We start from the raw sequence: 26,323 nt of genomic DNA, 5'->3' as shown, positions 1-26,323 counted from the left end.
TTACAATTTAAATAGGAAATAATTCGTTTTCTATCGCAGTTAAGTCTTGTTTGTGTTTCAAATCAAAAAGCACAGCTTTATACTTTATAAATTCCGCATCTTTTGGATTAATTTGGAGTACAAAATTTATTTTCCCCAACAAATGTTCCAGATAATTGTTATGATTATTTTTTTTGAAGATTTTATGTTCCTCAAAACCAAATTTCTGAATGTAATATAAGGTTTGTCTCAATTCATTGCGCTTATAGAAAATGACTTGCGGTTTCTGATTCACCACAACTCCAGTAACAGTCTGTCGCATATTTGGCGTCATTAGTTTGGTCTTTTTGGCATTGATACGAAGATTCAGTTTTTCAACCGTTTCTGTTACTTTTTTTAGCAATTCCTCGTGGTCAAAATCTCCTGAAAAACTCATATCGTCCGCATAACGCGTGTACCTAATTTTATAATCTTTGCAATACGAAGCAATTTCGGCATCAGCCTTTTTAAAAATCAGATTAGAAAGATAGGGGCTGGTAGGCGCACCTTGCGGCAAATTTCCATTTCTGGTGCATAATCGGGAAAGTAATTTGGATACTATTTTAGAATATCCCAATTCCAGAAATTCTGCTTCAACAACCTCAACTGATATTGAAGGAAAGAAATTCTCTAAATCCAGCGTAAAAATCTTGTGTTGATTTTTATGAAACCTCAGGTTTTCCAGCAGTGTTACGTTTGGTTTATACGCTTTCGCAAATGGACTGACGGGTATTTTATACAGTATACTTCTTAGAATCCAGATTTGGATTTCTTTCAAGCTGGGCAGTGGTTCAGAAATTAGTCGTTTGGTTCCATTTTTTTTTGCGACTTCAAAATCACGATAAAAATAATTAGGAAACAGCGATGCTTTTTTTAAATATTCTTTTTTGTATCCCACAAGTGCTGATAAATGGGAAGGATTGTAAATTACCGGGACATGATGTGAAAATAAAACTTCAGCATAATCAAGACAATGCTGAATATTAGGTAACGAAAAGCCTATTTTTCGCGACTCCTTGATAAAAGCTTCTTTGTAATGGTTAAAATCCATAGGTTTGAGTCATTAATGGGATAGGGACTTTTGCGTCCCTAACCCCAATTAAGAATACCGGTTTAAAAGTTCGGAGCTCTGCGGAGAATCTTTTAAACCTGGTGCTTGAAAGAACATTCAATTACAGAACAGTGACTCACGGTTCCGTCGCTAGCATAAGCCAACAAATTTCTTTTAAAAATGAATTAAAAAAAAAGTTCATCCTGACGGGGGACAAATATTTTTTTACAGTCCAATTTAGGGATTTGTCTTTCAAAATCCTTTTGGATCCAATCCTCTTTTTTTTGGGTTTTAATTCGGTATGGTTCCATTTTTAAAAAATTATAAATCAGCACCCAATATATGTAACTACTTATTTATTAGGTAATTACATTTATAAATTTACAAAAAAAAATGCAGTAACCGCATAAATTCTTAAATATTTTAGTTTTTAATTTTAAAAGAGACTTCTTTCTAAATTTTAGAGGTTTTAATTGGGATGAAGGGAGTGTTTTTCAATTATAGAACCGTTTATAAGGCGTGTAGGTGACTATTATTTCTACGATTCTGGTGATCACATAGCAAACCAAGTTGATGAATTTTGTCATTATAGTGGTATTTGTTTTCAGTGATTCGGGAGTGATGCGTTGACATTGTGCAATAATTTCGGTTAGGTGTTCTTGAAATAAGATGGAAAAGGAACTTGAAAGTATTTCGACATTCATTTCCAGACTTCCGTAGGAACTCAAATTATTCAGGTTAAAAGAACCAATTGTGGACCAATTGCCATCCACAACAGCTACTTTTCCGTGTAAAATAGATTCGTTCCATTCATACAATTCAATGTTATAACTGAGGAGTTTGCCATATAAAAAGCAAGTCGCCCGTCTTGTCAGCGGAAGATCTGATTTTCCGGAGAGAATCAATTTGATGATGACTTTATTTTTAGACGCTTTTTTTAAGGCTCGAATGATTCGGATTCCGGGAAGAAAATAACTGCCTACAATGATGATTTCCTTTTTGGCATGTCGGATGGATTTTATATAACCTTCACATATTTCGTTTTTCCCTTTCAACCAGTCATTCTGGAGGATGCGAACGGAAGTATCTTCCTGAATATGAAATGCAGATTTTATTTTTTTATTCCTCAGATGTCTTTTTTTAAAATAAATATCGTGACAAAGCTGTTGAAGTGGTTTGGCTATTTCCCCGTTTATTTGAACGGCGTAGTCCAGCCAAGGTTTTTCGGTGACGGAACCGCGGTATTTATCAGCGATATTTATGCCGCCAACCAGCGCAACTTTTGCGTCAGCGACAATAACTTTGCGATGCAATCTTCGTCCAAGATAAAAGGTGTAGGTTGAGAATAAAGGGGCAAAAAAGCGAATGTTTACGCCGCTATATTTCAGTTCCTTTAGTAATTCTGCCGGAAAAGATAAAGAACCCAAGCCATCCAATAGCACATAAATTTCAACTTTCCGTAACGCGGCTTCTTTTAGTGCATTGACGATTCTTTTTCCCGTTGCATCATTTTCAAAAAGATACATCTGCAGGTGGATTTTAGATTGTGCCTCTTGGATAATAGCTTCTAATCGGTCAAAATAATCTTCGCCACTAAACACCAGCTCCAATTTTTTGGTAACAAAAAGGCTATCGTTAGTTTTTATCATGCGCTTTATTTGTAGTAACTTCATTAATCAAAATGAACTCCATTAGATTTTCGATATCCAAAGTTCCGGTAACTTCATTGTTTTCCATAACGAGCATTAATTTTGATTTATTGAGTTGTATGAGTTCAAAAACATTTTCCAAAAGCGAATTTGCATCGAGAAAAATTAAATTCCGATCCATCACATTATAAATAAATTCCTCTTCGCCTTTTTTGGAGAGAGCCATTATGATTTGGTCACGGTTCAGAGTTCCGACAGGAGTTCCTTCTTCCATGATTAAAAAATTCTTGTTTTGGCTGTTCAAAACTAATGCTACTGCGGTTTTGACTGTGGCATTGGCATCAATCTTTGGATAGTCTTTCATTACAACGTCATGGACTTTAAAACCTTTTAGCATGAATTTCGATTCCGTATAATCCGCTTCAACCTGAGCACCTATAATTACAAAAATACCAATAAAAACTAAAATAGGAGAGGTGAAAAAACCAAAAAGTATAAATCCTAACGCAAGAAATTGACCAATCCGTGCCGAAATTCGGGTAGCTATATTTCGCTGCATTCTGAATGATAACAAGGCACGTAAAATTCGGCCGCCATCCATAGGAAACGCTGGGATCAAATTAAAAAGTGCCAACCAAAAATTCACTAAGAAGAAATTCAGAAAGAAATTATTGGCATTGACACCGTTGGATAATTCGGCCATCAGTTGTTCTGATGTTTCAGGAATGGTTATAAAAATCCCGGTAATAAATGCTAAAGTTATGTTTACCAAAGGTCCTGCAATTGCCACGATTAATTCCTCCATGGGTTTTTCAGGGATTTTTTCGAGTCGTGCTAAGCCGCCAATGGGCAATAATGTGATGTCTTTGGTAATTATATGGTATCTTTTTGCTGCCAAAGCATGGCCTAATTCATGCATTACAACGGTGATGAAAACACTCAAAATAAACACAACTGACCATACTATCTGAGCCGCATTTTGACCTGATCGGTAATTAATGAAAATGATAAACAGAATCAGTAACGAGAATGTCCAGTGAACAAAAATCCCTATATCTGCTATTTTTCCGAGTTTAAAGGAGCCTTTCATTTGGTGTGTTTTTAGGAGTTTTAATTGAAAAATAATCTCGATAATTCTATTTTAACTTGAAAAAAAACAGCATCTTCCATCAACTTATTTCATTTTCAGAAATGCCATTATAGGCCCAAGCATTTAAATTGGCAATTGTAGTATGGGCAATTCCTGCCAGCGTTTCATTAGTCAAAAAACCTTGATGTCCGGTAATCATTACATTGGGATAAGAGCGGAGTTTCAAAAATAATGTGTCTGTAATAGGAACTTCGGTATGATCCTGAAAAAATATAGAATCTTCCATTTCGTAGACATCTAAACCAACAGCAGAAAGGATTTTATTGTCTATTGCTTCAATTAAATCTTCGGTATTTACAAATTCCCCATGCGCTGTATTAATGAAAATCATTCCTTTTTTGCACAACGAAAAGGTATTTTTGTCAAACAAAGGATAGGATGATTCGTTCCATGTAGCATGCACGGATAGTATATCTGAAGCGGCACAAACTTCCTCCAGAGGCTTATATGAAATTGGGATTTCAATCATCAGTTCCTTGTTTTTTTCGCTATCGAAGGCTATAATTTTGCAACCAAAGCCATGCATAATCCGTGCAAAAGCAGCGCCTATTTTTCCGGTTCCAATAATTCCCACAGTTTTTCCATGCAAATCAAAACCGACCAAATGATCCATTCGGTAATCTCCAATGTGCATTAATCGCTGTCCTAAAACCAGTTTCCTGTTCAGTGCCAATACTAAACCAACGGCATGTTCAGCCACCGAATAAGGAGAATACACGGGAACATTTGCCACCTTCATCGCAAGAGATTTTGCCCTTGGAACATCAATTAAATGGGAGTGTACAGCCCGTAATGCAATATATTTCACACCGCAGGTATAGAGTTTTTGCAAAACTGCTTCTGAAGCCACATCTGAAGTGAAAAGCGAGACGGCATCAAATCCTTGGGCCAGATGCGCCGTGTTTTCATTCAAATGCTGCTCCGTAAAAACCAATTCGTGATTTCCATGGGCTGCTTTTTCCATAAATGGCTTATCAAAGCCAAAGATGCTGTAGACTAATACTTTCATTTTATGGTTTTTTATTTTTAATGTAAGCTAGTAGTGCCTGTAAAGTGGCTATTTTTCCATAATCTTCTTCCGGAATTTCGATTCCTGTTTTTTTATTCAATGCAACGATGAATTGCAGCGAGTCAAACGAATCAATATTGAGCGTTTCCCTTATGTTTTCATCCGGTTTTAATGTTGATGGTTCCGTATCCGGTGCAATGTTTTTCAACAATTGAAAAACAATTTCTTTGATTTCTTCTTCATTCATAATGCTTCAGGATTTTGTAAATGGGTGTTCAAGGCTACTAGAAAGCGGCTGCCGGTTAATCCATCCGTGGCACGATGATCCCCCGCCAAAGTAGCGAAAATTGAAGTTCGAATTCCTAACATTCCTTTCTCCGCAAAGGGTTGTTCTGAAATATTTCCGAAACCAATTATCGCAACCTGTGGCGGATAAATCACCCCAAAAATGGTATCGGCGCCACCATCGCCAATGTTGGTTATGGTAATTGTAGCGTCACTCAATTCTGAACTGCGTAGTTTCAATGCGCGAGCTCTGGGAATAATATCATTTAAGGTAGCCATGATTTCATCCAGACTTTTTATATCTGCATTGTGAATCGCGGGAACTATGATTCCTCCGTTGCGCAGCGAAACCACAAAACCAATATGAATTTCTTTTTTTAACTGTAAACCGTTGTCCCAAACCGCATTCAATTCCGGGAAATCAGTCAATGCTTTAGCGGTTGCTTTGATGAGCAGCACAACGGGAAGCAATCGTTCTTGAACTGATTTTTCCTTATTTTTGGCTATCAGCCAATCAGTTGCTTTTGATACATCTATCTTTTTCTCTAGGTAATAATGTGGAATTTCTCGTTTCGATTTGCTCATTGCCGACGCTATTGCTGTACGAACCGCCTCAATTTGTGCTAGTGTTTTTGCGTCATCAGGAGGAAATTTTTCCGCTTTTGGAAGTTGCTCTTTTTGAGTTGTCAATGCTTGTTCCACATCGTCTTTTGTAATCACGCCATCTTCCCCCGTTCCTTTTATTTGCGAAAGATCAATATGATTTTCCGCGGCAATTCGCCTTGCCAGTGGGGAAGCTTTTATTGAAAATACAGCTGGCTTTTCTTCTATCGGTTGTAAGGCAATTGGCTTTTCTGATGTTGCTTTTCCTTTTTTGTTTTCCAATACCGCTGCGCTGGGATGAATCAATGCCATTACCGTTCCCACAGGGACTTTAGTTCCTTCCTGTATCAGTAATTCTCCGATTGTTCCTTCATCAAAAACCTCAATTTCTATAAGCCCTTTTTGCGTTTCCACTTCGGCAATGATATCACCACGCTGTACTGTATCGCCTGGTTTTTCCTTCCATTCGATTAGAGTTCCAGCTTCCATATCAGCACCTAAATTTGGCATTTGAAATTCAATCATGACGTATCATTTTTTTTATTGCATTTACAATATCATTTTTCTGCGGAATCGAAGCTTCTTCCAAATGTGCAGGGTAGGGAATTGGAACTTCAACACCGCACAATCGCTGGACGGGAGCATCCAAATCATAAAATGCCTTTTCCATAATTCGCGCACTAATTTCTGACGAGATACTGACCGAACGCCACGCATCTTCAACAATCAAAACCCGATGTGTTTTTGCCACCGATTCCAGAAATGTATTTTCATCTAATGGTCGCAATACCCGCAAATCAATAACTTCGGCATCGATTCCGACCAAAGCTAATTCGGCAGCAGCCTCCAGACTTTTATAAACGCCCGTTCCATACGTAATGATCGAAATAGCAGATCCTTCGCGCAACACTTTGGCTTTGGTAATATCAATATAACCTAAATCTGCAGCAATTTCTTTTTCGAGATTGAGCATCAGCGTGTATTCAAATAGCAAGATAGGATCTGGACTTTGCAAAGCAGCAAATAACATTCCCCGCGCATCCTCATGCGTTCCCACTGACAAAACAATTAATCCCGGAATGTGTGCATAAAACGGTTCCCAACTGTGCGAATGTTGCGCTGCCAGTTGACGGCCAATTCCGCAACCCATCCGGATAACCATTGGGACATGGATTTGGCCGCCTGACATGTGCAATAAAGTCGCCGCATTATTCACAATTTGATCCATGGCTAACAAACTAAAGTTGACGGTCATCACCTCAATAATGGGTTTCATTCCCGCCATAGCCGCCCCGATACCGGCTCCTACAAAACCTGCTTCTGAAAGCGGGACATCCATAATCCGATCCGCACCAAACTCCTGTAATAATCCTTTGCTTACCGCAAAAGCGCCTCCGTAACGGCCCACATCTTCGCCCATCAAAAAGACGTTTTCGTCATTTTGCAACGCTTCCCGAAGCCCTTGTTTCAACGCCTCGCGATACGTAAGGGTTATTGTGCCAGTACTGTTGTCCATGATGCCAATCGATTAGGGATTAAATAACAAATTGTTTGTTTTTCCAACGTTGCAATGCAGGTAAAATATTCAATGCTTTCTGAACCATATAAATAGGAAGCTTTTTTTTCTCCATGTGCATTTTTACGGTATTTTTCATTTCTTCCAAGTTCATATCCGGGTTTTTGAAGCGACTGTCTTCATAACAATACCGGCAATAATCATTTGTTTTTAGGCCGTTATTTTCGGTTCCTTTAGCGTCTTCTGTAGTCAGTGGCATTCCGCAACTTTGACAAAAATGTGTGTTTTCCATGTGTGTTGATTTAAATAGTTAGCTTTCTTTCTTTATGTTGTTTCTAATTTATTTTTCGTGTACACCATTTTGTCAATGGGCTCATAAGGACCAGATTCCCGCTTCCGCAAAAGGAACTCCGTTCTGGATTCTACTTTTAACTTCTGGATTAATTACTTTTCCAACGTTTTAACGCTGGTAGTGTGTTTACCGCTTTTTGAATTGCATATTCATGCAGTTCTAACTTTTTCATTTGATTTTTCACGTTAGTTTCAATGTCTTCCAAATTCATTTTTGGATTTGTAAAAACCCCATCTTCATAACAGTATTTGCAATATTCATTGCTTTTTAACCCGTTTTTCTCCGTTCCTTTCACAGCTTCGGTGTCCATTTGCATGCCACAACTTTGACAGATAATTTTATTTTCCATGATTTTAAATTTTTAGCTTTCTGTTTCACTGTAAACAAATTTTGTTAGTTGGTCCAACGGCTCCCATGTTCCTGCTTCCGCAAAATCGACTGCGATAGCTATTTTTTTTTCAATTTTACTTTCAAAAGCAGCAATTTCGGCATCCGTTATCCATTCCTTTTGCAAAAGAAACTGTTCGAATTGTGGAATAGAATCTCGTTTTTTCCATTCCTCGACTTCTTTTTTGTCCCGATATAATTCCGCATCAAACATCGAGTGCGCCCGAAAACGATACGTATTGCAAACTAATAAATATGGCTTTCCACTGCTTCTTACTTTTGCGATAGCAATATTGGCAGCAGCAATCACAGCCATCAAATCCATTCCGTCCACCGCAACGGCTTCAATCCCGTAAGCAGCTCCTTTTTTTTCCAGTTCTGTTATGGCATGCGAATATTTTATCGCAGTTCCCATCGCATACAAATTGTTTTCACATACGAATAAAACGGGAACTTCCCAAAGTGCCGCTAAATTCAGGCTTTCGTGAAAGGTACCTTCGGCAGCTGCTCCTTCTCCAAAAAAGCAACACGTAAGGTTCGTTTTCTTTTGTTTTTTGGCTGCCAAAGCCATCCCAACAGCAAGCGGAAGATGGCCGGACACAATCGCATTACCACCATAAAATCGGTTTGCCACATCAAATAAATGCATCGAGCCTCCACGACCTCGGCAGCAGCCTTGCATTTTACCATACATTTCGGCCATGATAATGTCAGGATCAATACCTCTAGCTAGTGCATGACCGTGTTCCCTATACGTACATAATAAATTGTCATCTTCCCTCAGCGCCTGAATTACGCCTACAGCAACCGCTTCTTCGCCAATGTACAAATGCAGAAAACCACGGATTTTCGCTTTCGTATATTGCTCGGCTGCTTTTTCCTCAAAACGTCTTATGAGCAGCATTTGATACAAAAAAAGCAATCCTCTTTTGGCATCCATCGGTTGTGGTTCTGTCGTTGATTGTACCATTTTTATAGTTTTATAATCCGAAAGCATAATAGTAATACGTAGGATTGCCGGCATATTTTCCTTCGAGCATGATGCCGCGTTCTTGTGCTGCAACTGCATCCATAAAGGATTGAACTGATGAAATTGCCCTGTTGTTGACTGATGTAATTACGAATCCGTTGCGTATGCTTGTGAATCTTTTTATTTTCCCATCGTATAGTTTCGTGATTTTGAGTCCGTTTTGTACATTATACACTTTTTGGTCTTCCTTAGTAATTGGACTCAACTCAACTCCCAAATCTTTCAGCAATTCTATATTTTTACTTTTTGTAAGTTCTGGGGTTGCTTCCTGTTTTTTCAGTGTGGCAATCAGTTCTTTTTTCTCATTACCGTTTCTGATGAGTGTGATTTTTACTTTCTCACCCGGACGTTTTCGCATGATGATTTCCTGTAATTTTGAAGCCGAAGCGGTTTCTATATTATCAATGCTGATGATGACATCTTTCTCTTTTACACCCGCTTCTTTCGCTGCACCATTTACAGTGACGCTGTCAATATATACCCCATTGGCACGGTCAATTTTTATTTCTTTTGCCAATGTGCTGTTCAAATCGCGTATGCTTATTCCTAAAATTCCCCTGCGAACGGAGCCAAAATTCATTAGATCATCCGCTACTTTTTTTACAATATCTACAGGAATTGCAAACGCATATCCAGCATAAACACCTGTTGGCGTTGCTATTGCGGTATTTATACCAATGAGTTTTCCTTCCAGTGTTACTAATGCGCCGCCGCTATTGCCTGGATTTACTGCTGCATCAGTTTGAATGAAGGATTCTATGGCGCCTTGATCGCTTAAAATATTGATATTTCTGGCCTTGGCACTGACAATTCCTGCTGTTACCGTCGATGCGAGATTAAATGGATTTCCTACCGCAACAACCCATTCTCCCACTTCAATAGTATCACTGTCACCGTAGCGTATAAACGAAAGGTTGCTTTCTTCGATTTTAAGGAGAGCAAGATCAGTTTGAGGATCATTTCCAATAACTTTTGCCGGATAGGATCGTCCGTCGAATAAAGTGATATTTATTTCATCGGCATTTTTTACCACATGATTATTAGTAATAATATATCCGTCAGGTGTGAGAATCACTCCAGATCCGCTGCCAATCACGGTTTCAGAATTGTACTGTTGTGATTGTGGCAGTTGAAATCTAAATTCTCTGAAAAAAGAATCGTCTCTAAAAAAATCTTTGAGTGGGTCCGGAATATTATAAAATTGATCTTCACCCTCGTATTGAAGGGTTTGTGGTTTGAAACTGCACTTGATATGAACAACTCCGGGCGTAGCTATTTTGGCTGCCATTCTGAAATCGACATTGCCTGAATAGGAAATTTTTTCAGGAACAAGGGCGGCACTTTTCTGGATGGATTCTATGTCCGTTTCAGTATTCTTATTTTGAGCTTCGCATCCTTGAAATAGAATAAGAAGTACAAACAGAAAAGCAGTTTGGTTTTGTAGTTTTATTTTTTGAAAAGGTATCATGGCTGAAATTCATTAGTAAGAATTAATTTTTGATGGTAATTATATTTTAAGAGGATTCTAATGTTGAAATATCGCCTTCGGGTAAACCGAGTTCTCGGGCTTTTAGTAATCGCCTTAAAATTTTTCCGCTTCGAGTTTTGGGAATATTTTCCATAAATTCAATTTCTTTGGGAGCCACCGCCGGACCCATTTCTTTTCGAGCGAAAGCCATAATATCCATTTTGGTTGTCTCGTTAGGCTCTTTTCCGGTTTTAAGAATGACGAAGGCTTTTACCATTTCTCCAATGGTGGGTTCCGGTATCCCAATTACAGCAGCTTCTGCCACATCAGGATGGCGCATCAGCGTGCTTTCTACTTCAAACGGACCGACCATGTGGCCTGAAGTTTTGATAATATCATCGGCCCGACCGATAAACCAAAAATACCCATCCGCATCTTTCTTAGCTAGGTCGCCGCTGAGATACCAATCGCCAATGAAGCATTTTTTATACCGTTCTTCTTCATGGATATAGCCGCGAAACAGCGACGGAAAACCTTTCTTAAGAACCAAGTGTCCTTGAATTTCAGGTTGTGTGATAAGTGTCAGTTGGTCGTCATTTATTGCTGCAATGGCAATTTCTACCCCGGGCATTGGTTTTCCCATCGAACCCGGTTTTACGACCATCGACGGATAATTGGCAATCATAATGCCACCCGTTTCGGTTTGCCACCAATTGTCTAAAATGGGGATGCCAAAATTTTCTTGTCCCCAAATCACGGCTTCGGCATGAAGCGGTTCGCCAACACTCAGTATCAACCGAAGATTCTCGAGATTATATATATTTTTGGGTTTTATATCCATACGCATCAATCGCCTGATAGCCGTGGGAGCGGTGTACCAAATGTTTATTTTATGTGTTTCAAGAAGCGAATACCATCGGCTGGCATCAAATTCTGCTTCATCAATAATGCTGGTGATTCCATGAAGCAGCGGAGCAATAATGCCGTACGAAGTGCCGGTAACCCAACCCGGATCCGCGGTGCACCAATAGTGGTCACCTTCATGAAAATCGAGAACATATTTGCCCGTTATATAATGCGTGAGTACGGCTTGGTGAACGTGAAGTACGCCTTTTGGCATTCCGGTTGTTCCACTGGTAAAATGCAATAAAGCGGGGTCTTCCAGGTTAGTTTCAGGAATGGTAAATTCCGTTTCAGCCTCGTCCATAAGTTTGGAAAAAGAGCGTATTTTTTCAGAAATATGTTCCGTTGCGTCGGTAAGAATGATATACCGGAGCGAAGGAAGTTTTTCCAAGATCTGTTTTATTTTTTGTTCGAATAAAAGAGTTGTGGTTACCAGAACTGTTGCATCGCCTTTGCTGAGTCTTTGATACACGGGCTCAGGGCCAAAGACAGAAAACAATGGACAAAATACTGCGGTATATTTCAAGGTTCCTAAAGCGGTGATGTATAGTTCAGGAATCCTGCCAGCAAAAGAAAAAGCGCGTTCCCCTTTCTGGATTTTCAATTTTTGAAGTACATTGGCAAATTTCGAGGTTTGTTTTTGCAATTCGGAATATGTAAATTCCTGTAAACGGTTGTCTTTTCGAATAAAACGCAATGCCACCGTATTTTTCAGATGCGTTTGTGCGTGACGGTCAACCGCTTCATGCGCTATATTCAGCCCTTTTCCATTAGGAAGACCATCTAATTCCCGGGCAACATTTCCCCACGAGAAAGTAGCTTGCACTTTTTCATAGTCCAAAAGGTGGTGCGTGGTTTTATTTTTGATGGAAATCATGGCGTGGCACGTTTAAAAAATGATGTATTTGAGTAAAATTTTTCTGTTTTTGTATTGATCAAAAAGATTCACCAATAGGAATCAGACTTTTCTCTACAATGATTTTGGGCTCTAATCGTATGGGTATTTTTAGTGTATTGGAAACCAAACACGCCTTTTCACTCATTTCCACAATCCGTTTTGCCCGGTCTGGTTTTTGGGAATAGGGAATGACGACTTTAGGATGTAAGAGGACTTCAGTAATTACGTAAGCCCCTTCGACCAATTCAACGGTACAAGAAGATTTGCATTCAAAACTGATAAAATGCAGTTTAGAATTTTCGGCGATATTTAAAAAAGTACTCATGACGCAACTGTTGATTGATGCGATAAATAAGTGTTCCGGCGACCAAATTCCTTGCATTCCTTTCGGGAAATCAGGTGGTGTGGCGACTTCAATATTTTGTGGTAAAACCGGAGAACTCAAAAGTCCTTTCGTGTTACCGGTCCATTTTAGGTTGACTTCGTACGTGTGCATCTTGGTATGGTTTTTTGGTTATTTTTTAAATTACTGAGCTGTAAATCCGCCGTCTACTGCCATCACATGTCCGATTACAAATGAGGCTTCATCAGAGCACATCCATACCACGGCATTGGCTATCTCTTCCGGAAGACCAAAACGACCGATGGGTTCAAAACCTTTAAATCGTTCGATACCTTCTTTTGTTTTTCCGGTTAGTCGGTCAATCATTGGTGTTTGAATAACACCGGGACAAACTACATTTACTCGGATTCCTTTTGTAGCACATTCTAAAGCAGTGGTTTTTGTAAGTCCCACAATTCCATGTTTAGAGGCCACATAAGCCGGTAGCCCTGCAAAACCAACTAATCCGGCTACCGAAGCACAGTTGACGATGGCTCCTTTTCCTTGTTTGAGTATTTCCGGGATTTCATATTTCATGCACAGCCAAACTCCTTTCAGGTTTACACCAATGGTTTTGTCCCAGTTTTCCTCGGAGCAATCTTGGGTAGGAGCAGAGGCACCCTCGATTCCGGCATTATTGAACGCATAATCCAATCGGCCAAATGCGGCAATTGTTTCCGCCACCATCGCTTTTACGTCATCGGTTTTTGAGACATCGCATTTGATAAAAATAGCTTCACTACCCAATTCTTTGATGAGGTCTACTATTTCATCATTTTTCTTCCAATCTACCACGGCTACTTTGGCTCCTTTTTTGGCGAAAGCAAGTGCCGTGGCTCTGCCAATTCCTGATGCTCCTCCGGTTACTAATGCTACTTTATTCTTGAATGGTGTTTCCATAGTTTGGTTTTCTTAGATTATGATTTTTCTTTTTGTTTTTTGTTCTGCTTCTAAAATATTTTCGATTCCTTTTATCAAAGCATCTGGGTTAAAAGAGATACTGTCAATCCCTTCATTTACTAAAAACGCGGCGAATTCAGGAATGTCGCTGGGTGCTTGTCCGCACAATCCCACTTTTATTTCGTAGCGCTTGGCCACCCGAATGGTTTCCTTTATCAGGGCTTTGACAGCAGGATTTTCTTCGCTGAACAAGTAACTCACTAATGCCGAATCGCGATCCAGCCCCAAGGTGAGTTGCGTTAAATCATTGGAACCAATAGAAAAACCATCAAAGAGTTTAGCAAAATCATCCGCCATCAATACATTGCTTGGGATTTCAATCATCACATAAACCTGCAACCCGTTGATGCCTTGCACTAAACCATTTTTCGCCATTTCGGCAAGTACTTTTTCTCCTTCTTCGAATGTGCGGCAAAAAGGAATCATTAGTTTTACATTGTGAAGTCCCATTTCGTTGCGTACTTTTTTCATCGCTTCGCATTCTAAAGCAAAACCTTTTCGATAAAAATCACTGTAATAACGCGAAGCGCCACGAAAACCAATCATCGGATTTTCCTCGTCTGGTTCATAATATTTCCCTCCGATGAGGTTGGCGTATTCGTTGCTTTTAAAATCACTCATTCGTACAATCACCTCTTTTGGATAGAAAGCAGCGGCGACAATCGCTACCGCTTCGGTGAGTTTGTCAATGAAATAATTTTTGGGATCTTCATAGCCTTTTGTCAATGTTGCTATTTCTAATTTGATATTTGCATCTGTTATTTTTTCAGGTTCGCATAGCGCTAAAGGATGGATTTTGATGGTATTCGAAATGGCAAATTCCATGCGCATCAAACCCACACCCTGATTGGGATATTGGCTTAATTCAAAAGCTCGTTCGGGATCGGCGAGAATCAGCATCGGATCTGTTTGCGGCATTTTGAGAGTACTGAAATCTTGTTCTTTTATTTCCCATTTCAATTTCCCGTCGTAAACATTTCCTTCTTTGCCTTCGGAGCAGGAAACGGTGATTTCCTGTCCGTTTTTTATAACTGTAGTAGCATTTCCGCATCCTACAACGGCAACAGTTCCCAGTTCACGTGCTACAATAGCTGCATGACTGGTGCGTCCGCCTTTATTGGTTATGATTGCCGAAGCTCTTTTCATAATGGGATCCCAATCCGGATTCGTTAAATCTGTGACAATGATTTCTCCATTTTGCAATAAAGCACCTTCTTGTGGATTGTTCAGAATTCGAGCTTTCCCCGAAGCAATCTTATCGCCAAGCGCAATTCCTTTGGTCAAAAGTGTACTTTTTTCCTGGAGTTTATATATTTCCCGAACTTGTTTGTTTGCTTTGCCGTGAACGGTTTCCGGACGGGCCTGAACAATATACAATTGGTTGTTTAAACCGTCTTTTGCCCATTCGATATCCATTGGTTTTTGGTAATGTTTTTCAATTTTAGAACACCATCGAGACAGTTGGATGACTTCTTTGTCGGTTAAGGAGAATTGGTTTTGTTTTTCCAAAGTTGTTTCGGTATTTACGATGGTGTTTTCTGCTGATTTGCTTCCTAATTTGCTCGAATAAATCATAGTAAACTCTTTTCTACCGCATTGTTTTTTCAGCATTGGATTCAAATCTGGGTTTTCTAGAGTGGGTTTAAAAATCATCCATTCATCTGGTGTAACGGTACCCTGAACTATATTTTCGCCCAGTCCCCAACATCCGTTGATAATGATGGTGTTTTCAAATCCACTGTCCGGATCAATGGTAAAGGCAACTCCTGACGAAGCTTTATCACTCCGAACCATTTGTTGAACGCCAACTGAAATAGCAATATCTAATGTAGCAAAGCCCATGTCATGGCGGTATTTGATAGCGCGGTCTGTAAACAAGGACACAAAGCAGCGGTGCACCGCATCTAATAATTGGTCTTGGCCTTTAATATTTAAAAATGATTGCATCTGACCGGCAAAACTGGCGCTTGGTAAATCCTCTGATGTGGCACTGCTTCGAACTGCCACATCTAGATTATTTAAATCGCATTGCTCGCTAAGGGATTGGTAAGCGACTTCAATTTCTGCACGAATCTCTTCAGGAATGGTGGCTGATAAAATGAGTGTTCTGGCTTTTTCTCCAATTGTTAAAAGATTTGAATAGTCTTTGGTATCTAATGACAACAGCAACTCTTGAAGCGGTTGCTCCAGATTATTTTGTTTGCGGAATAATCGGTAGGCTTCAGCGGTAAGAGCAAAGCCGTTTGGAATGGCGATGCCAATTGGATTGAGCTGATTGTACATTTCTCCCAATGAAGCGTTTTTGCCCCCAACTTCGCTAAGAGCGTCAATACCAATTTGATTGAAAAATAAGATGTGTTTGTAGTTTACCATTTCATATTTTTTTTTAATCCAAACAGACGCCTATTGAAGTCTGTTAAAATAATATTAGTCTAAAATAAGAAGGGGCTTTTATTAGTCCGATTGTAAATTTTGAAATTCAGATGTAGGTTTGAAATTCAAAGGACTTTTTTAGGTTTAAAGAATCGAGAAATAGGATATTCTGCTTGCTTAAACCAATACTGTAAATTTAATAAAATATTTTTTCTAATCTTAAAAAATATTATTTATTTTTGCATTTAAGTTGCTGTTAATCAGAATAATGTGTATTTTATCGAGTGTCTTTGAAATATTTTTATTTTTAGAAAAAGACAATGCTTCCGAGACGATTTTTTTAATAACAAGTTGGGTATTGTAAGTGCAATTTTTGTTTTTTAATAGTTTCTGTTTTGCTGGACAAGTAGTTGCCAGGCTTAATTATTTTGGCTTTTTTAAATGTAGATTAATCTTTCCGGAATGTCTTAATTTTAAGTTGTGAATTCCCGGTTTAATTCAAAATTAATTTTATTTTTGTAATGAAACATATTAGTATTTTAATAAAAGTACCGAAAGCTGCTTGAGGAAATTGAAATAAACAATCATTAAACTGCTAGAAATTATTAATTCTTTACCAGTACACCCATATTGATGAAAATAAATCCAAAACCGGAGAATGAATTCGACCGACTAAAAGCTCTGGAAGGTTATTCAATTATGGATACTTTGCCTGAAAAAGAGTATGACGCAATAACGCAATTAGCGTCCTATATCTGTGGTACTCCAATAGCGTTAGTCAGTTTGTTGGATAAGGATAGACAGTGGTTTAAATCATCTGTTGGACTAGGAGCGACCGAAACGCCCAGAGAGATTTCTTTTTGCCAATATTCCATTATGGGAGAGGAAGTCTATGAAGTTACAAACGCTTTAGAAAATACATTATTTGCGGATAACCCTTTGGTTACCGGAAATCCTGACATTCGCTTTTATGCCGGTGCACCTCTGAAAGATTCAGATGGTTTTAATTTAGGATCACTGTGTGTTATTGATACAGTTCCGAGGGCTTTGGATGTAAACCAAAAAAATGCTTTACAATTATTGGCAAATCAAGTTGTTTTATTATTGCAATTGCGAAAAAATAATGAAGATTTACATACTACTCAAAAAGAATTTCAGAATTTTATTGACCTATCAAAGGATTTAGTTTGTATTGCAAACGTAAATGGAATGTTTCATAAAGTGAATCCTGCTTTTACTAGGGTATTGGGATATTCAAAAGCAGAATTAGAAGGTACGCCATTTGTTAATTTTGTTCATCCGGATGATTTAGCCGCAACCTATCATGAAGTAGAAAAACTTGCAAAAGGGGAGTTGACAATTAGTTTTGAAAATAGGTACCGTTGTAAAAACGGAACATACATTCTGTTAAGCTGGAACACCTCTCCAGACCCTGTCACTGGTAATTTGTATTGTATTGCCCGAGACATGACTTTAGAAAATGATCAAAAAGAAGCGCTTGTGAAAACTAGCAGCGAATTATCGGCAATTCTAAATTCTACAGAATTTTCAGTAATTGCAACTGATCTTGAAGGAACAATTAAAGAATTTAATGATGGAGCTGAAAAAATGCTGGGATATACGGCAGCTGATGTAGTAGGGAAAACTTCTCCGGCTATTATACATGTTTTAGATGAAGTAATTAAAAGGGCAGAAGAGCTTACTTTTGAACTTGGGGAAGAAGTAGAGCCTGGATTTGATGTTTTTGTTGTTAAGGCACGAAAATTAGGGATAGCTGATTCTCGTCAGTGGACGTATGTACGAAAAGACGGCAGCACATTGCCCATACAATTATCAATAACTGCTATAAAAAATAGCCTAGATGAAATTACAGGTTATCTTGGTGTAGCAAAAGACATAACTAAAGAAAAAGAAGCAGAGTTAAATTTAATAAACAGTAATAAACTTTTAGACGAATCGCAAAGTATTGCTAAAACAGGAAGTTGGAAATTTGATTTAATTACAAAAGATTTAATCTGGTCAAAAGGACATTATAGAATTTTCGAGATTGATGAATTACCTCCAGATACCCTATATGAAGCGTATAGAAATATGCTTAAGCCACAAGACTTAATACTATTGGATAAAGAAATTGAAAAAAGCGTTGCCACAGGGCAGGATTTTGAGTTTTTCAACAGAATTGAATTTCCTGATAAAAGAGTAAAATACATTTTGACTTTAGGTAAAGTTATCAAAAATGAATCGGGGGAGATTATTGGCGCTCAGGGTAGTATTCAGGATATTACGGAAAAAACATTAGTAGAACAAAGTCTAATAAATAGTAATAAATTATTAGATGAATCGCAAAGTATCGCAAAAATTGGTAGTTGGAAATTTGATTTAGCTACAAATGATTTGGTCTGGTCTAAAGCACATTATAGTATTTTTGAACTGGAAGAGTTAAGTTCGGATAAGTTATTTGTTGCCTATAGAGAGAGGATATTTCCCGATGATTTAAAGATATTAGATAATTTAAACCTTGATAAATTAAATATCGATGAAGATTTTAAAATTAGTTATAGAATAGTTTTACCGGATAATAGCATAAAGCATATTTTAGAAATTGGGAAGCCCTTTAAAAATGACAAAGGACAAATGATTGGCTTGCAGGGTTCTATTATGGATGTTACCGAAAAAACACTTGCAGAGCAAAAAATTGCTGAAAAAGCAAAAGAAATCAATGATATCAGATCTGCATTAGATGAATCTTCAATTGTGTCTATTTCGGATAAAAATGGGGTGTTTTCATTTGTAAATGATAATTTCTGTACTATTTCTAAGTATACAAAAGAGGAGTTGGTAGGAAAAGACCAAAGAATAATTTCAGGTAACCTTTCATCGGATTTTACCAGTACGATATATAAAACAATTACCAACGGAAACATTTGGAAAGGAGAGATTAGAAATTTAGCTAAGGACGGAACGTATTATTGGGAAAAAACAACCATTGTACCATTCTTAAATGAAAAAGGAAATCCGTATCAATATATTGCTATCAGTGCGGATATTACCGACCAGAAAAGAGCCGAAGAAAACTTAAAAGTAGCATTGTTAAATCTTGGGAAAACAAATAAAGAACTAGATCAATTTGCCTATATCGTATCACATGATTTAAAGGCTCCCTTGCGAGCGATAAACAATCTTTCGGAATGGATTGTTGAAGATATGCCAGATATGCCCAAAGAGGTAAGCGCAAACTTTGATTTATTGCGAGGACGTGTGTTGCGAATGGAAAATTTAATTAATGGCGTACTGGAATATTCACGTATTGGTAGGACGAAAATAGAAAAACAAGATACCGACTTGAAAAAAATGTTATATCAGATTGTTGATTCAATTGTTCCAACGGAAGGATTTGAAATTTACATTGCTGAAAACATTCCTAAAATAAAAATTGCCAGTATATTGTTTCAACAGCTGTTCAGTAACCTGATAAGCAATAGTGTAAAGTATAATGATAAACCGATAGGAAAAATTGAATGTTTCTATGAATCGTTGCCTCATTTCCACCAGTTTACTATAAAAGATAATGGTCCCGGAATTGCAGAAGAATACCATAAAAAAGTATTCAAAGTGTTTCAGACTATTGAAGCACGTGACAAAAAAGAAAGTACCGGAATCGGTTTATCTATCGTTCAAAAAATAATTGAAGAGGCTGAAGGAACAATTCGTATCGTATCAGAAAATGATGAAGGAGCAAGTTTTATTTTTACCATTCCTAAAGAAGCCTAAAATGGAAGAATCAGTAAAAAGTTGTCAGGAAGAGTTGTCTGCACTAAAAAAAGAATATGAAGATTTTGTCTACATAGTTTCACATGACATAAAAACACCCATGAGAGCAATCTCTAATATAACTACGTGGATTGAAGATGATTTGGGTTCCGATGTAAATCCGGATATTTTAAATAATTTTGCATTATTAAAAAACAGGGTAGGACGTCTTGAAAAAATGTTGAATGCATTACTGGAACTATCAAGAATTAACAGAACCGAAATGGAACTGTATGAAGTAAATTTTCCTAAGCTGGTGGAGGAATGCATCGCAAGCTTGGATTATGAACAAAATGTTAAGTTTCAAGTGGAGTATCATTTGGACAATGAAAGCTGCATCACTGTAGGGAAAAAATTAAATAAAGTTATTTTTAATATATTAGACAATGCAGTTCGATTTCACGATAAAGAAATCAAAAATATTTATGTGGATGTCAGTGAAAATGAAAGCGAATATGAAATAAAAATAAGTGATGATGGTCCAGGTATAGCGGAAGAATTGAAAGATAAGATTTTCGCTATTTTTTACACTGTAAATTCAAAAGACGTTTTTGATTCGACAGGAGCTGGGTTAACAATTAGCAGTAAAATAGTAGAATATGTTGGTGGAAAAATTCAGTACACGCCAGGCAGAGATAAAGGTTCAATTTTTCAGATTAATTGGCCAAAAATAATAAGCTTAAAAAATTAAATTATGATACAAAAATTGGTCAATATCTTATTAGTGGAAGACGATGAGGTTGATGTGATGAATGTGAAAAGAGCCTTTTCAAAAAATAATATCAAGAACGAACTTTTTGTTGCTGGTAACGGGGTAGAGGCCCTTGATATGTTACGGACATCGATTGTTCCAGTCCCTAGGATCATTATTTTGGATATTAATATGCCAAAAATGAATGGGATTGAATTTCTTAAACACTTAAGAGATGATGAAACTCTAAAAAATATATCTGTATTTGTAATGACTACTTCTAATGAAGATAGCGATAAGATTAATGCATACAATCTTAATGTTGCCGGATATATTTTAAAACCATTATCCTTCGAAAAATTTATAACTTCAGTTGCAACACTTAAGAATTTTTGGTCTTTATGTGAGATGTGATTTTTTAACTTTATAAATAAACTATGGTAGGCGCAAACATATTATTAGTAGATAGTAATAGAGCTCATTTTGAAAATACATTAAATGTTTTTTCTCACATTGGCATACAATACAATTTATGTTTCGCTAAGGACGATATTCAAGCATGGTCGATGCTTACAGGTGATAAAAAATTATCCCCACTACCAAAAATCATGCTGATTGATATTAATGCTGAAGGAATTAATGGAATCGAATTAATAGAAAAAATTAGACTTGATATTGATTTAAAATCAACATTAATATTTGTGATCAGCGATATAAATAATGATAAAAATAAACGTGCCGCACTAAACTTGAATATTGCAGGGTATATCAATAGATCGTTTGAAATTGAAGAAATGATTAATTTTTTTTCCGTTTTGAATGATTATTGGAATAATATCGAATTCTCAAGCTAAAATAAAAATAAACATGAGTGTTACTTTAAAAATCTTAATTATTGATGATGATAAAGTCGATATGGTTACTATTCTCCGGTCAATTTCGCACTCTGGAATAATTGCTGATGTCGAAAGTGCTTTTTCAGCACGAGATGGAATAGAAAAGGTTAAAGCTGTCAATTATGATTTGATTTTTTTAGATTATATGATGCCCGATAGTGATGGGATTTCTTTTTTAAAAAAATTGAGAGACTTAGACATAGAAACGCCGGTTATTTTTGTAACCTCGCAAGGCGATGAAAAAATTGCAAGCCAAGCAATTTTAGGAGGCGCTTCAGATTATATTCCCAAAACGCTGCTGACGCCGGACGGTGTTTCACAAAGTATCAGAAACGCTCTAAAACTCAATGAGAGTTTAAAAGAGCGAAAAAAAACAGAATTAGCTTTAAAAATTAATGCCAATCGACTTTCAGAAGCACAAAAATTAGCCAAGATTGGAAGTTGGGAAATTAATTTAAGCACTAATGAGGCCTATTTCTCTGAAGGATTCTTTACTATTTTTGAAGTTGACAACGACGAGATTGTTTCCATTGATTTTTTTAAATCCTGTTTTACTGAAGCTCAAGATTTAGCTATTTTTGAAAGTAATCTGAACCATGTTATAAATACTAATGCAGAAGTCCAGTTTCAGCATAGTATCACCACTAAAAAAGGAACGGTAAAATACATCCATGAATTCATTAAATACTTGAATGACGAAAACGAAAAACCATATAAAATTCTGGGGACCATTCAAGATATCAGTGAGCAAAAACGTTCAGAAGCAGAGTTAATAAAGGCAAAAGAATTAGCAGAAAAAGCAGTTGTTATAAAAGAGCAGTTTCTTACTAATATGAGCCACGAAATTCGGACTCCTATGAATGGAATTATTGGATTTGCCAGAATTCTTGAAAGTACAAATCTTGATAGCGACCAGAAACAGAGTGTGGAAGCAATAAAAAAAGCCAGTCATAACTTAATGTTTATTATTAATGATATTCTCGACTTTTCTAAAATTGAAGCCGATAAAATGACTTTTGAAGAAGTACAATTTTCTCTATCTAAAACAGTAAGTTACGTGATTGAATTACTGTCACCCAATGCAAAAGAGAAAAAAATAAAACTGCTATACGATATTGAGCCTAAGATAAATGACGATCTAATTGGTGATCCTACAAAACTGTCTCAAATTTTAGTGAACTTGGTTGGTAATGCTCTAAAATTTACTGAAAAAGGATATGTTGAAGTGGTGATTACTGAAATGTTGGAAACTGAAACCGATTCGTTAATAAAATTTTCAGTAATCGATACCGGTATTGGTATTCCAAAAGATAAAATTGATTCTATATTTGAAAGTTTCAATCAGGCTTCTAATGAAACTACAAGGAAGTATGGGGGAACGGGCCTTGGTCTTACCATAACACGAAAATTGGTTGAGTTGCAGGGCGGAAATATTACTGTTGAAAGTGTAATTAGTGAAGGTAGTGAGTTCTCCTTTTCATTGCAGTATAAAAAGGCACAAAAAGAAATAGAGAGTAGCAATAAAATAAAAAATACGTCAATAAATCCTGATTTCCTTAAGGACTTGAAAATACTTTTGGTCGAAGATAACGAGTTGAATCAACTTCTTGCCATTAAAGTATTTGCAAAATGGGATAAAAAAATTGATATTGCTAATAACGGAAAAATAGCGATTGAAAAGATTACAAATACTGATTATGATATTATTTTGATGGACATCCAAATGCCGGAAATGGATGGAAATGAGCTTACGCATCACATTCGAACAAAAATGGGGGATAAATCTATGGTTCCTATTATCGCCTTGACAGCGCACGCTACATTAGAAGAAGAGAAAAGGTGTTTACAAAACGGAATGAACGATTATTTATCGAAACCATATGATTTCAATGTATTACTGGAAAAATTATATCAGAATTTGAATAAAAATAAAGGAAATACGATACCACCTCCTGAATTTCTAAAACAAGAAATGACAACGGAAAAACTCATTAATTTTAAATATTTAATGGATTTTGCAGAAGGAGATGATACTTTCATAAAAAACATGATTTCCGTTTTTTTAGAAAATACGCCGGAAACACTTACGAGTATTTTAAAATCTAACGAAAATAATGATATCAAAACATTGAAAGAAGAAATTCATAAGTTAAAATCTTCTTTAAGTTTATTAGGTATAAGCAAAGCGTCAGATAGCGTAGCGATTATCGAAAATGAAATCGAAACAAACCCTTTAGGACAAAAAATAAAAGATGAAGTTGTATATTTAAATGAAATTTGTCAGTTGGCTATTACTGAACTTGAGTTAGTGGAGGAATATTAAATTGTTCCTTCACCTAATTTTTTTTATAATTTAAGCTAAAAAAATCAAAATACATCTAAATTTATAATGGCTGCGGGTTGCTATTCTGGTTTGTAAATATGTATCGATTGACCCACTAATTTCCATTCCCCTTTAATTTTCTCTAAAAGTCGAATTTCATAAGAGTAACTTTTAGTTCCTTCTTTTGAGGTTGATAGTTCGTCGTGACTTACCCAAGCACTATTTTTTTGAATGCTCATTTTGTAATTTGTATTAACAGAGAAACCGCCATTTCCCATCGTTGCTGGATCCGTGTTTTTCATTGCCGCAGGTGGAATATCAAGCGCTGTTCCGTTTCCAGTTGAAATCAAAATCCGGCTGTAGTGTTGTATGTGCCAACAATCGGCATGGCCTTTTCCGTCTCCGGATCTCCATGTTGCCGATTCTTTTTCTAAAAGGCTTATTATTTTGGCAGCTTCGTCAGTTTGTTGGCTGTACGCAAAAAGTGTAAAACTGAAAAGAAGAAAAAAGGATAATTTCCATTTCATAGTATTGTTGCTGTTAATGGTTATGATTTAGGTTGATTTTTTAAATAAATGGATTTATAAAACATCACTAAATGTTTGTAAAACTTCCTGTAGCGTAAATATATTCTATTTTTGGGTACAATTTATATAATTCTAAGGTCTAAATACAACGGCCATTTTTGATTGTAGAATTATCTGAAATTACAACTAAGGCCACTCCATAAACTTGTAATTTTAGCTTCTTTATTTGATCCGTCAAAAATACCAAACAATCCGGAGGAAGTCGAAAACTCATATCCTAAACTGGTTTTGGAAACCGATAGTACATAAGCGCTTTCCATTTCGGCTCTTGTTGATCCTATCCCGATTCCAGCCATTGTTGAGATTTCTTTTGAGTTTTTGGAATTGCTTCCCACGAACCAACCCACAAATTGCCAATTGGTTTCTGGAGTTTTAGATTCCGACTCTTTTTTTTGAAATACCACTGTCAAGCCATTATTCCAAGATACCATTTTTAGAGGTCCGGCACCACATTCACTATTTATTCCAATAGTTTTTGGTTTGGATTGGAGAACATTAGTAATGATTTCAATCATTTGGTCTAATGGTTTGCCAAAAGGGATTTCTGAGGTGGAACCCGTATTTATATTTACGACTTGTAGCGCATTAGAAGTCAGAATAAGTCCGTGACTGCTTTTAGTTTCAACAGTTGCAACGCTATCTGAGATTTTTTTCGTAACATCTTCAGCATTGGCAACAGTGTCTTTTGAAGCATTATTTGTTGGAATCGGTACCGAATTATGGTCTTTCTTTTGGCAACCGATTAGGATTGCGGAAACAAGGAGTAAAAGAGTAAAGTGTTTCATAAGATGTATGTAGCTGAATTATTTTAAATGTTAGGAATTTCCGGTAATGTCAGTTAATTATTTTAGCCACAAAATACACTAATTTTCACGAATCTTTATTTAATTTCAAAAATACAGTTAAACCTTATTCTATTTCAAAGTTAATTAAAGCTGTTGTCTACGGCAAAAAATGAACTGTTATTTGTTCGTGACATCGTATAAAAAAACCGTTGTATTGCTGCAACGGTTTTTAAAATTTAAAAGTTAAAACCTTATTTAGGCATAACAACAGTATCAATTGCATGAATAACTCCATTTGAAGCCGCTACATCAGCAAGAACCACTGTTGCAGTTCCACCATTAGCATCTGTCAACATCACTTTTCCGTCTTTCAAGCTTAAAACAATAGTACCACCTTGAACAGTTGTAACAGTGTATTTTCCGTTGTTTTTGTTGATTGCATCAATTACAGTTGCAGCATCAAATTTTCCTGAAACTACGTGATACGTCAAAACAGCTTTCAATTTGTCAAGACTTTCTGGTTTCAACAACCCGTCTACAGTTCCTGCAGGAAGTTTGTCAAACGCTGCGTTATTTGGTGCGAAAACTGTAAAAGGTCCATCACCGCTTAATGTTTCTACTAATCCTGCTGCTTTAACAGCTGTAACCAATGTTGAGAAATCTGCATTTCCTGAAGCTACACCTACAATGTTTGGTGTTTCAGCAACAGCCATTGTGTCTACTACTACAGTTGTTGTGTCAGCCATATCTGTTGATTCAGCTGTTTTTTTCTCTCCACAAGAAGTAGCAATTACTCCTAACAATGCAAATGCACCAATTGTTTTTACTAATTTCATAGTCAATATTTTTAAGTTTAAATTAAATTAAGATACTCAAAGATAGCTATTTATTTGTTTTGTTTAATTAATTTAACAAATAATTAAACAAATAGTAAAGTAAACATTGATTTGTAAAACTGTATGTATTTATGTTAAGGATTTGGAAACGGCGTAGAATGATTTGAAGTAAATGAAAATATGAAAAATCCAAGCTTAAAACTAATCCCAAAAAAAGAGGACACTAAATCCTCTTGACATTCTCTCTCAAAATTTTACGATAACTCCATAGTTCCTGTTACTGACCGATTCTCCCGTAAAATCGGGACAAGCTGTTCAACCCGAGTACCATTGTTCTTGCTGCGCACGAAACGAAACTCTA

General features: G+C 36.7%; 23 protein-coding genes. 5 read left to right on the top strand and 18 right to left on the bottom strand.

Going from position 1 to position 26,323, the window contains the following annotated elements:
• Positions 1–7: 7 nt before the first annotated feature.
• The 15 genes from G7A72_RS03965 to ppsA form a co-directional block, all read right to left on the bottom strand.
• Positions 8–1,069 (bottom strand): reverse transcriptase domain-containing protein, encoded by a 1,062-nt coding sequence (locus G7A72_RS03965; RefSeq protein WP_165151515.1) that lies wholly within the window; start codon positions 1,067–1,069, stop codon positions 8–10.
• Between the two features lie 494 nt (positions 1,070–1,563).
• On the bottom strand, positions 1,564–2,718 hold the full coding sequence (locus G7A72_RS03960; RefSeq protein ID WP_165151514.1) for a phosphatidylserine/phosphatidylglycerophosphate/cardiolipin synthase family protein: 1,155 nt from the start codon (positions 2,716–2,718) through the stop codon (positions 1,564–1,566).
• The gene (locus G7A72_RS03955; RefSeq protein ID WP_165151513.1) at positions 2,705–3,808 is read right to left on the bottom strand and encodes a site-2 protease family protein; all 1,104 of its coding nucleotides are present in this window, start codon (positions 3,806–3,808) and stop codon (positions 2,705–2,707) included. The genes G7A72_RS03960 and G7A72_RS03955 overlap by 14 nt, the downstream gene beginning before the upstream one ends.
• A 79-nt stretch (positions 3,809–3,887) precedes the next feature.
• Entirely contained in the window at positions 3,888–4,877 is a 990-nt protein-coding gene (locus G7A72_RS03950) for an NAD(P)-dependent oxidoreductase (protein ID WP_165151512.1), read from the bottom strand.
• 1 nt (position 4,878) lies between these two features.
• The gene (locus G7A72_RS03945; RefSeq protein WP_165151511.1) at positions 4,879–5,124 is read right to left on the bottom strand and encodes an acyl carrier protein; all 246 of its coding nucleotides are present in this window, start codon (positions 5,122–5,124) and stop codon (positions 4,879–4,881) included.
• Positions 5,121–6,290 carry a dihydrolipoamide acetyltransferase family protein gene (locus tag G7A72_RS03940; protein ID WP_165151510.1) on the bottom strand — a complete coding sequence of 390 codons (1,170 nt, stop codon included), beginning with the start codon at positions 6,288–6,290 and terminating at the stop codon, positions 5,121–5,123. The genes G7A72_RS03945 and G7A72_RS03940 overlap by 4 nt, the downstream gene beginning before the upstream one ends.
• Positions 6,283–7,281, bottom strand: a complete 999-nt coding sequence (locus tag G7A72_RS03935) for an alpha-ketoacid dehydrogenase subunit beta (RefSeq protein WP_165151509.1) — start codon at positions 7,279–7,281, stop codon at positions 6,283–6,285. The genes G7A72_RS03940 and G7A72_RS03935 overlap by 8 nt, the downstream gene beginning before the upstream one ends.
• A gap of 19 nt (positions 7,282–7,300) precedes the next feature.
• Positions 7,301–7,573 carry a zinc ribbon domain-containing protein gene (locus tag G7A72_RS03930; RefSeq protein WP_165151508.1) on the bottom strand — a complete coding sequence of 91 codons (273 nt, stop codon included), beginning with the start codon at positions 7,571–7,573 and terminating at the stop codon, positions 7,301–7,303.
• 148 nt (positions 7,574–7,721) lie between these two features.
• Positions 7,722–7,982 (bottom strand): zinc ribbon domain-containing protein, encoded by a 261-nt coding sequence (locus G7A72_RS03925; protein WP_165151507.1) that lies wholly within the window; start codon positions 7,980–7,982, stop codon positions 7,722–7,724.
• 12 nt (positions 7,983–7,994) lie between these two features.
• Positions 7,995–8,990, bottom strand: a complete 996-nt coding sequence (pdhA, locus tag G7A72_RS03920; protein ID WP_165151506.1) for a pyruvate dehydrogenase (acetyl-transferring) E1 component subunit alpha — start codon at positions 8,988–8,990, stop codon at positions 7,995–7,997.
• 10 nt (positions 8,991–9,000) lie between these two features.
• A complete protein-coding gene (locus G7A72_RS03915) occupies positions 9,001–10,518 on the bottom strand; it encodes a Do family serine endopeptidase (protein WP_206531533.1) in 1,518 nt (505 codons plus the stop codon).
• Positions 10,519–10,564: 46 nt separating this feature from the next.
• Positions 10,565–12,298 (bottom strand): acetate--CoA ligase, encoded by a 1,734-nt coding sequence (gene acsA / locus G7A72_RS03910; protein WP_165151505.1) that lies wholly within the window; start codon positions 12,296–12,298, stop codon positions 10,565–10,567.
• A gap of 58 nt (positions 12,299–12,356) precedes the next feature.
• Positions 12,357–12,815 carry an OsmC family protein gene (locus tag G7A72_RS03905; RefSeq protein WP_165151504.1) on the bottom strand — a complete coding sequence of 153 codons (459 nt, stop codon included), beginning with the start codon at positions 12,813–12,815 and terminating at the stop codon, positions 12,357–12,359.
• 30 nt (positions 12,816–12,845) lie between these two features.
• A complete protein-coding gene (locus G7A72_RS03900; protein WP_165151503.1) occupies positions 12,846–13,601 on the bottom strand; it encodes an SDR family oxidoreductase in 756 nt (251 codons plus the stop codon).
• A 12-nt stretch (positions 13,602–13,613) separates the two neighbouring features.
• Positions 13,614–16,034, bottom strand: a complete 2,421-nt coding sequence (ppsA, locus tag G7A72_RS03895; protein WP_165151502.1) for a phosphoenolpyruvate synthase — start codon at positions 16,032–16,034, stop codon at positions 13,614–13,616.
• Between the two features lie 633 nt (positions 16,035–16,667).
• On the opposite strand from ppsA, the gene G7A72_RS03890 reads away from it, so the two are divergent.
• The 5 genes from G7A72_RS03890 to G7A72_RS03870 are packed head-to-tail and all read left to right on the top strand — an operon-like array spanning position 16,668 to position 23,754.
• Positions 16,668–19,805, top strand: a complete 3,138-nt coding sequence (locus tag G7A72_RS03890) for a PAS domain S-box protein (RefSeq protein WP_165151501.1) — start codon at positions 16,668–16,670, stop codon at positions 19,803–19,805.
• 1 nt (position 19,806) lies between these two features.
• A complete protein-coding gene (locus G7A72_RS03885) occupies positions 19,807–20,535 on the top strand; it encodes an ATP-binding protein (protein WP_165151500.1) in 729 nt (242 codons plus the stop codon).
• A 3-nt stretch (positions 20,536–20,538) separates the two neighbouring features.
• A complete protein-coding gene (locus G7A72_RS03880) occupies positions 20,539–20,949 on the top strand; it encodes a response regulator (protein WP_113666860.1) in 411 nt (136 codons plus the stop codon).
• Between the two features lie 23 nt (positions 20,950–20,972).
• The gene (locus tag G7A72_RS03875; protein WP_165151499.1) at positions 20,973–21,389 is read left to right on the top strand and encodes a response regulator; all 417 of its coding nucleotides are present in this window, start codon (positions 20,973–20,975) and stop codon (positions 21,387–21,389) included.
• Between the two features lie 13 nt (positions 21,390–21,402).
• Complete coding sequence (locus tag G7A72_RS03870; protein WP_165151498.1) at positions 21,403–23,754, top strand: response regulator; 2,352 nt, start codon at positions 21,403–21,405, stop codon at positions 23,752–23,754.
• An 80-nt stretch (positions 23,755–23,834) separates the two neighbouring features.
• Here the strand turns inward: G7A72_RS03870 and G7A72_RS03865 are convergent, their stop codons facing one another.
• The 3 genes from G7A72_RS03865 to G7A72_RS03855 all read right to left on the bottom strand — a co-directional run bounded on the left by G7A72_RS03865 (position 23,835) and on the right by G7A72_RS03855 (position 25,962).
• Positions 23,835–24,281 (bottom strand): endo-arabinase, encoded by a 447-nt coding sequence (locus G7A72_RS03865; RefSeq protein ID WP_165151497.1) that lies wholly within the window; start codon positions 24,279–24,281, stop codon positions 23,835–23,837.
• 170 nt (positions 24,282–24,451) lie between these two features.
• The gene (locus G7A72_RS03860; protein WP_165151496.1) at positions 24,452–25,126 is read right to left on the bottom strand and encodes a hypothetical protein; all 675 of its coding nucleotides are present in this window, start codon (positions 25,124–25,126) and stop codon (positions 24,452–24,454) included.
• Positions 25,127–25,377: 251 nt separating this feature from the next.
• A complete protein-coding gene (locus tag G7A72_RS03855; RefSeq protein WP_121364846.1) occupies positions 25,378–25,962 on the bottom strand; it encodes a fasciclin domain-containing protein in 585 nt (194 codons plus the stop codon).
• Positions 25,963–26,323: the final 361 nt, after the last annotated feature.

Origin of the sequence: Flavobacterium sp. Sr18 (genome assembly GCF_011064265.1) — a bacterium.
Lineage (GTDB): Bacteria > Bacteroidota > Bacteroidia > Flavobacteriales > Flavobacteriaceae > Flavobacterium > Flavobacterium petrolei.
This window is presented reverse-complemented; position numbering and strand designations above follow the sequence as displayed.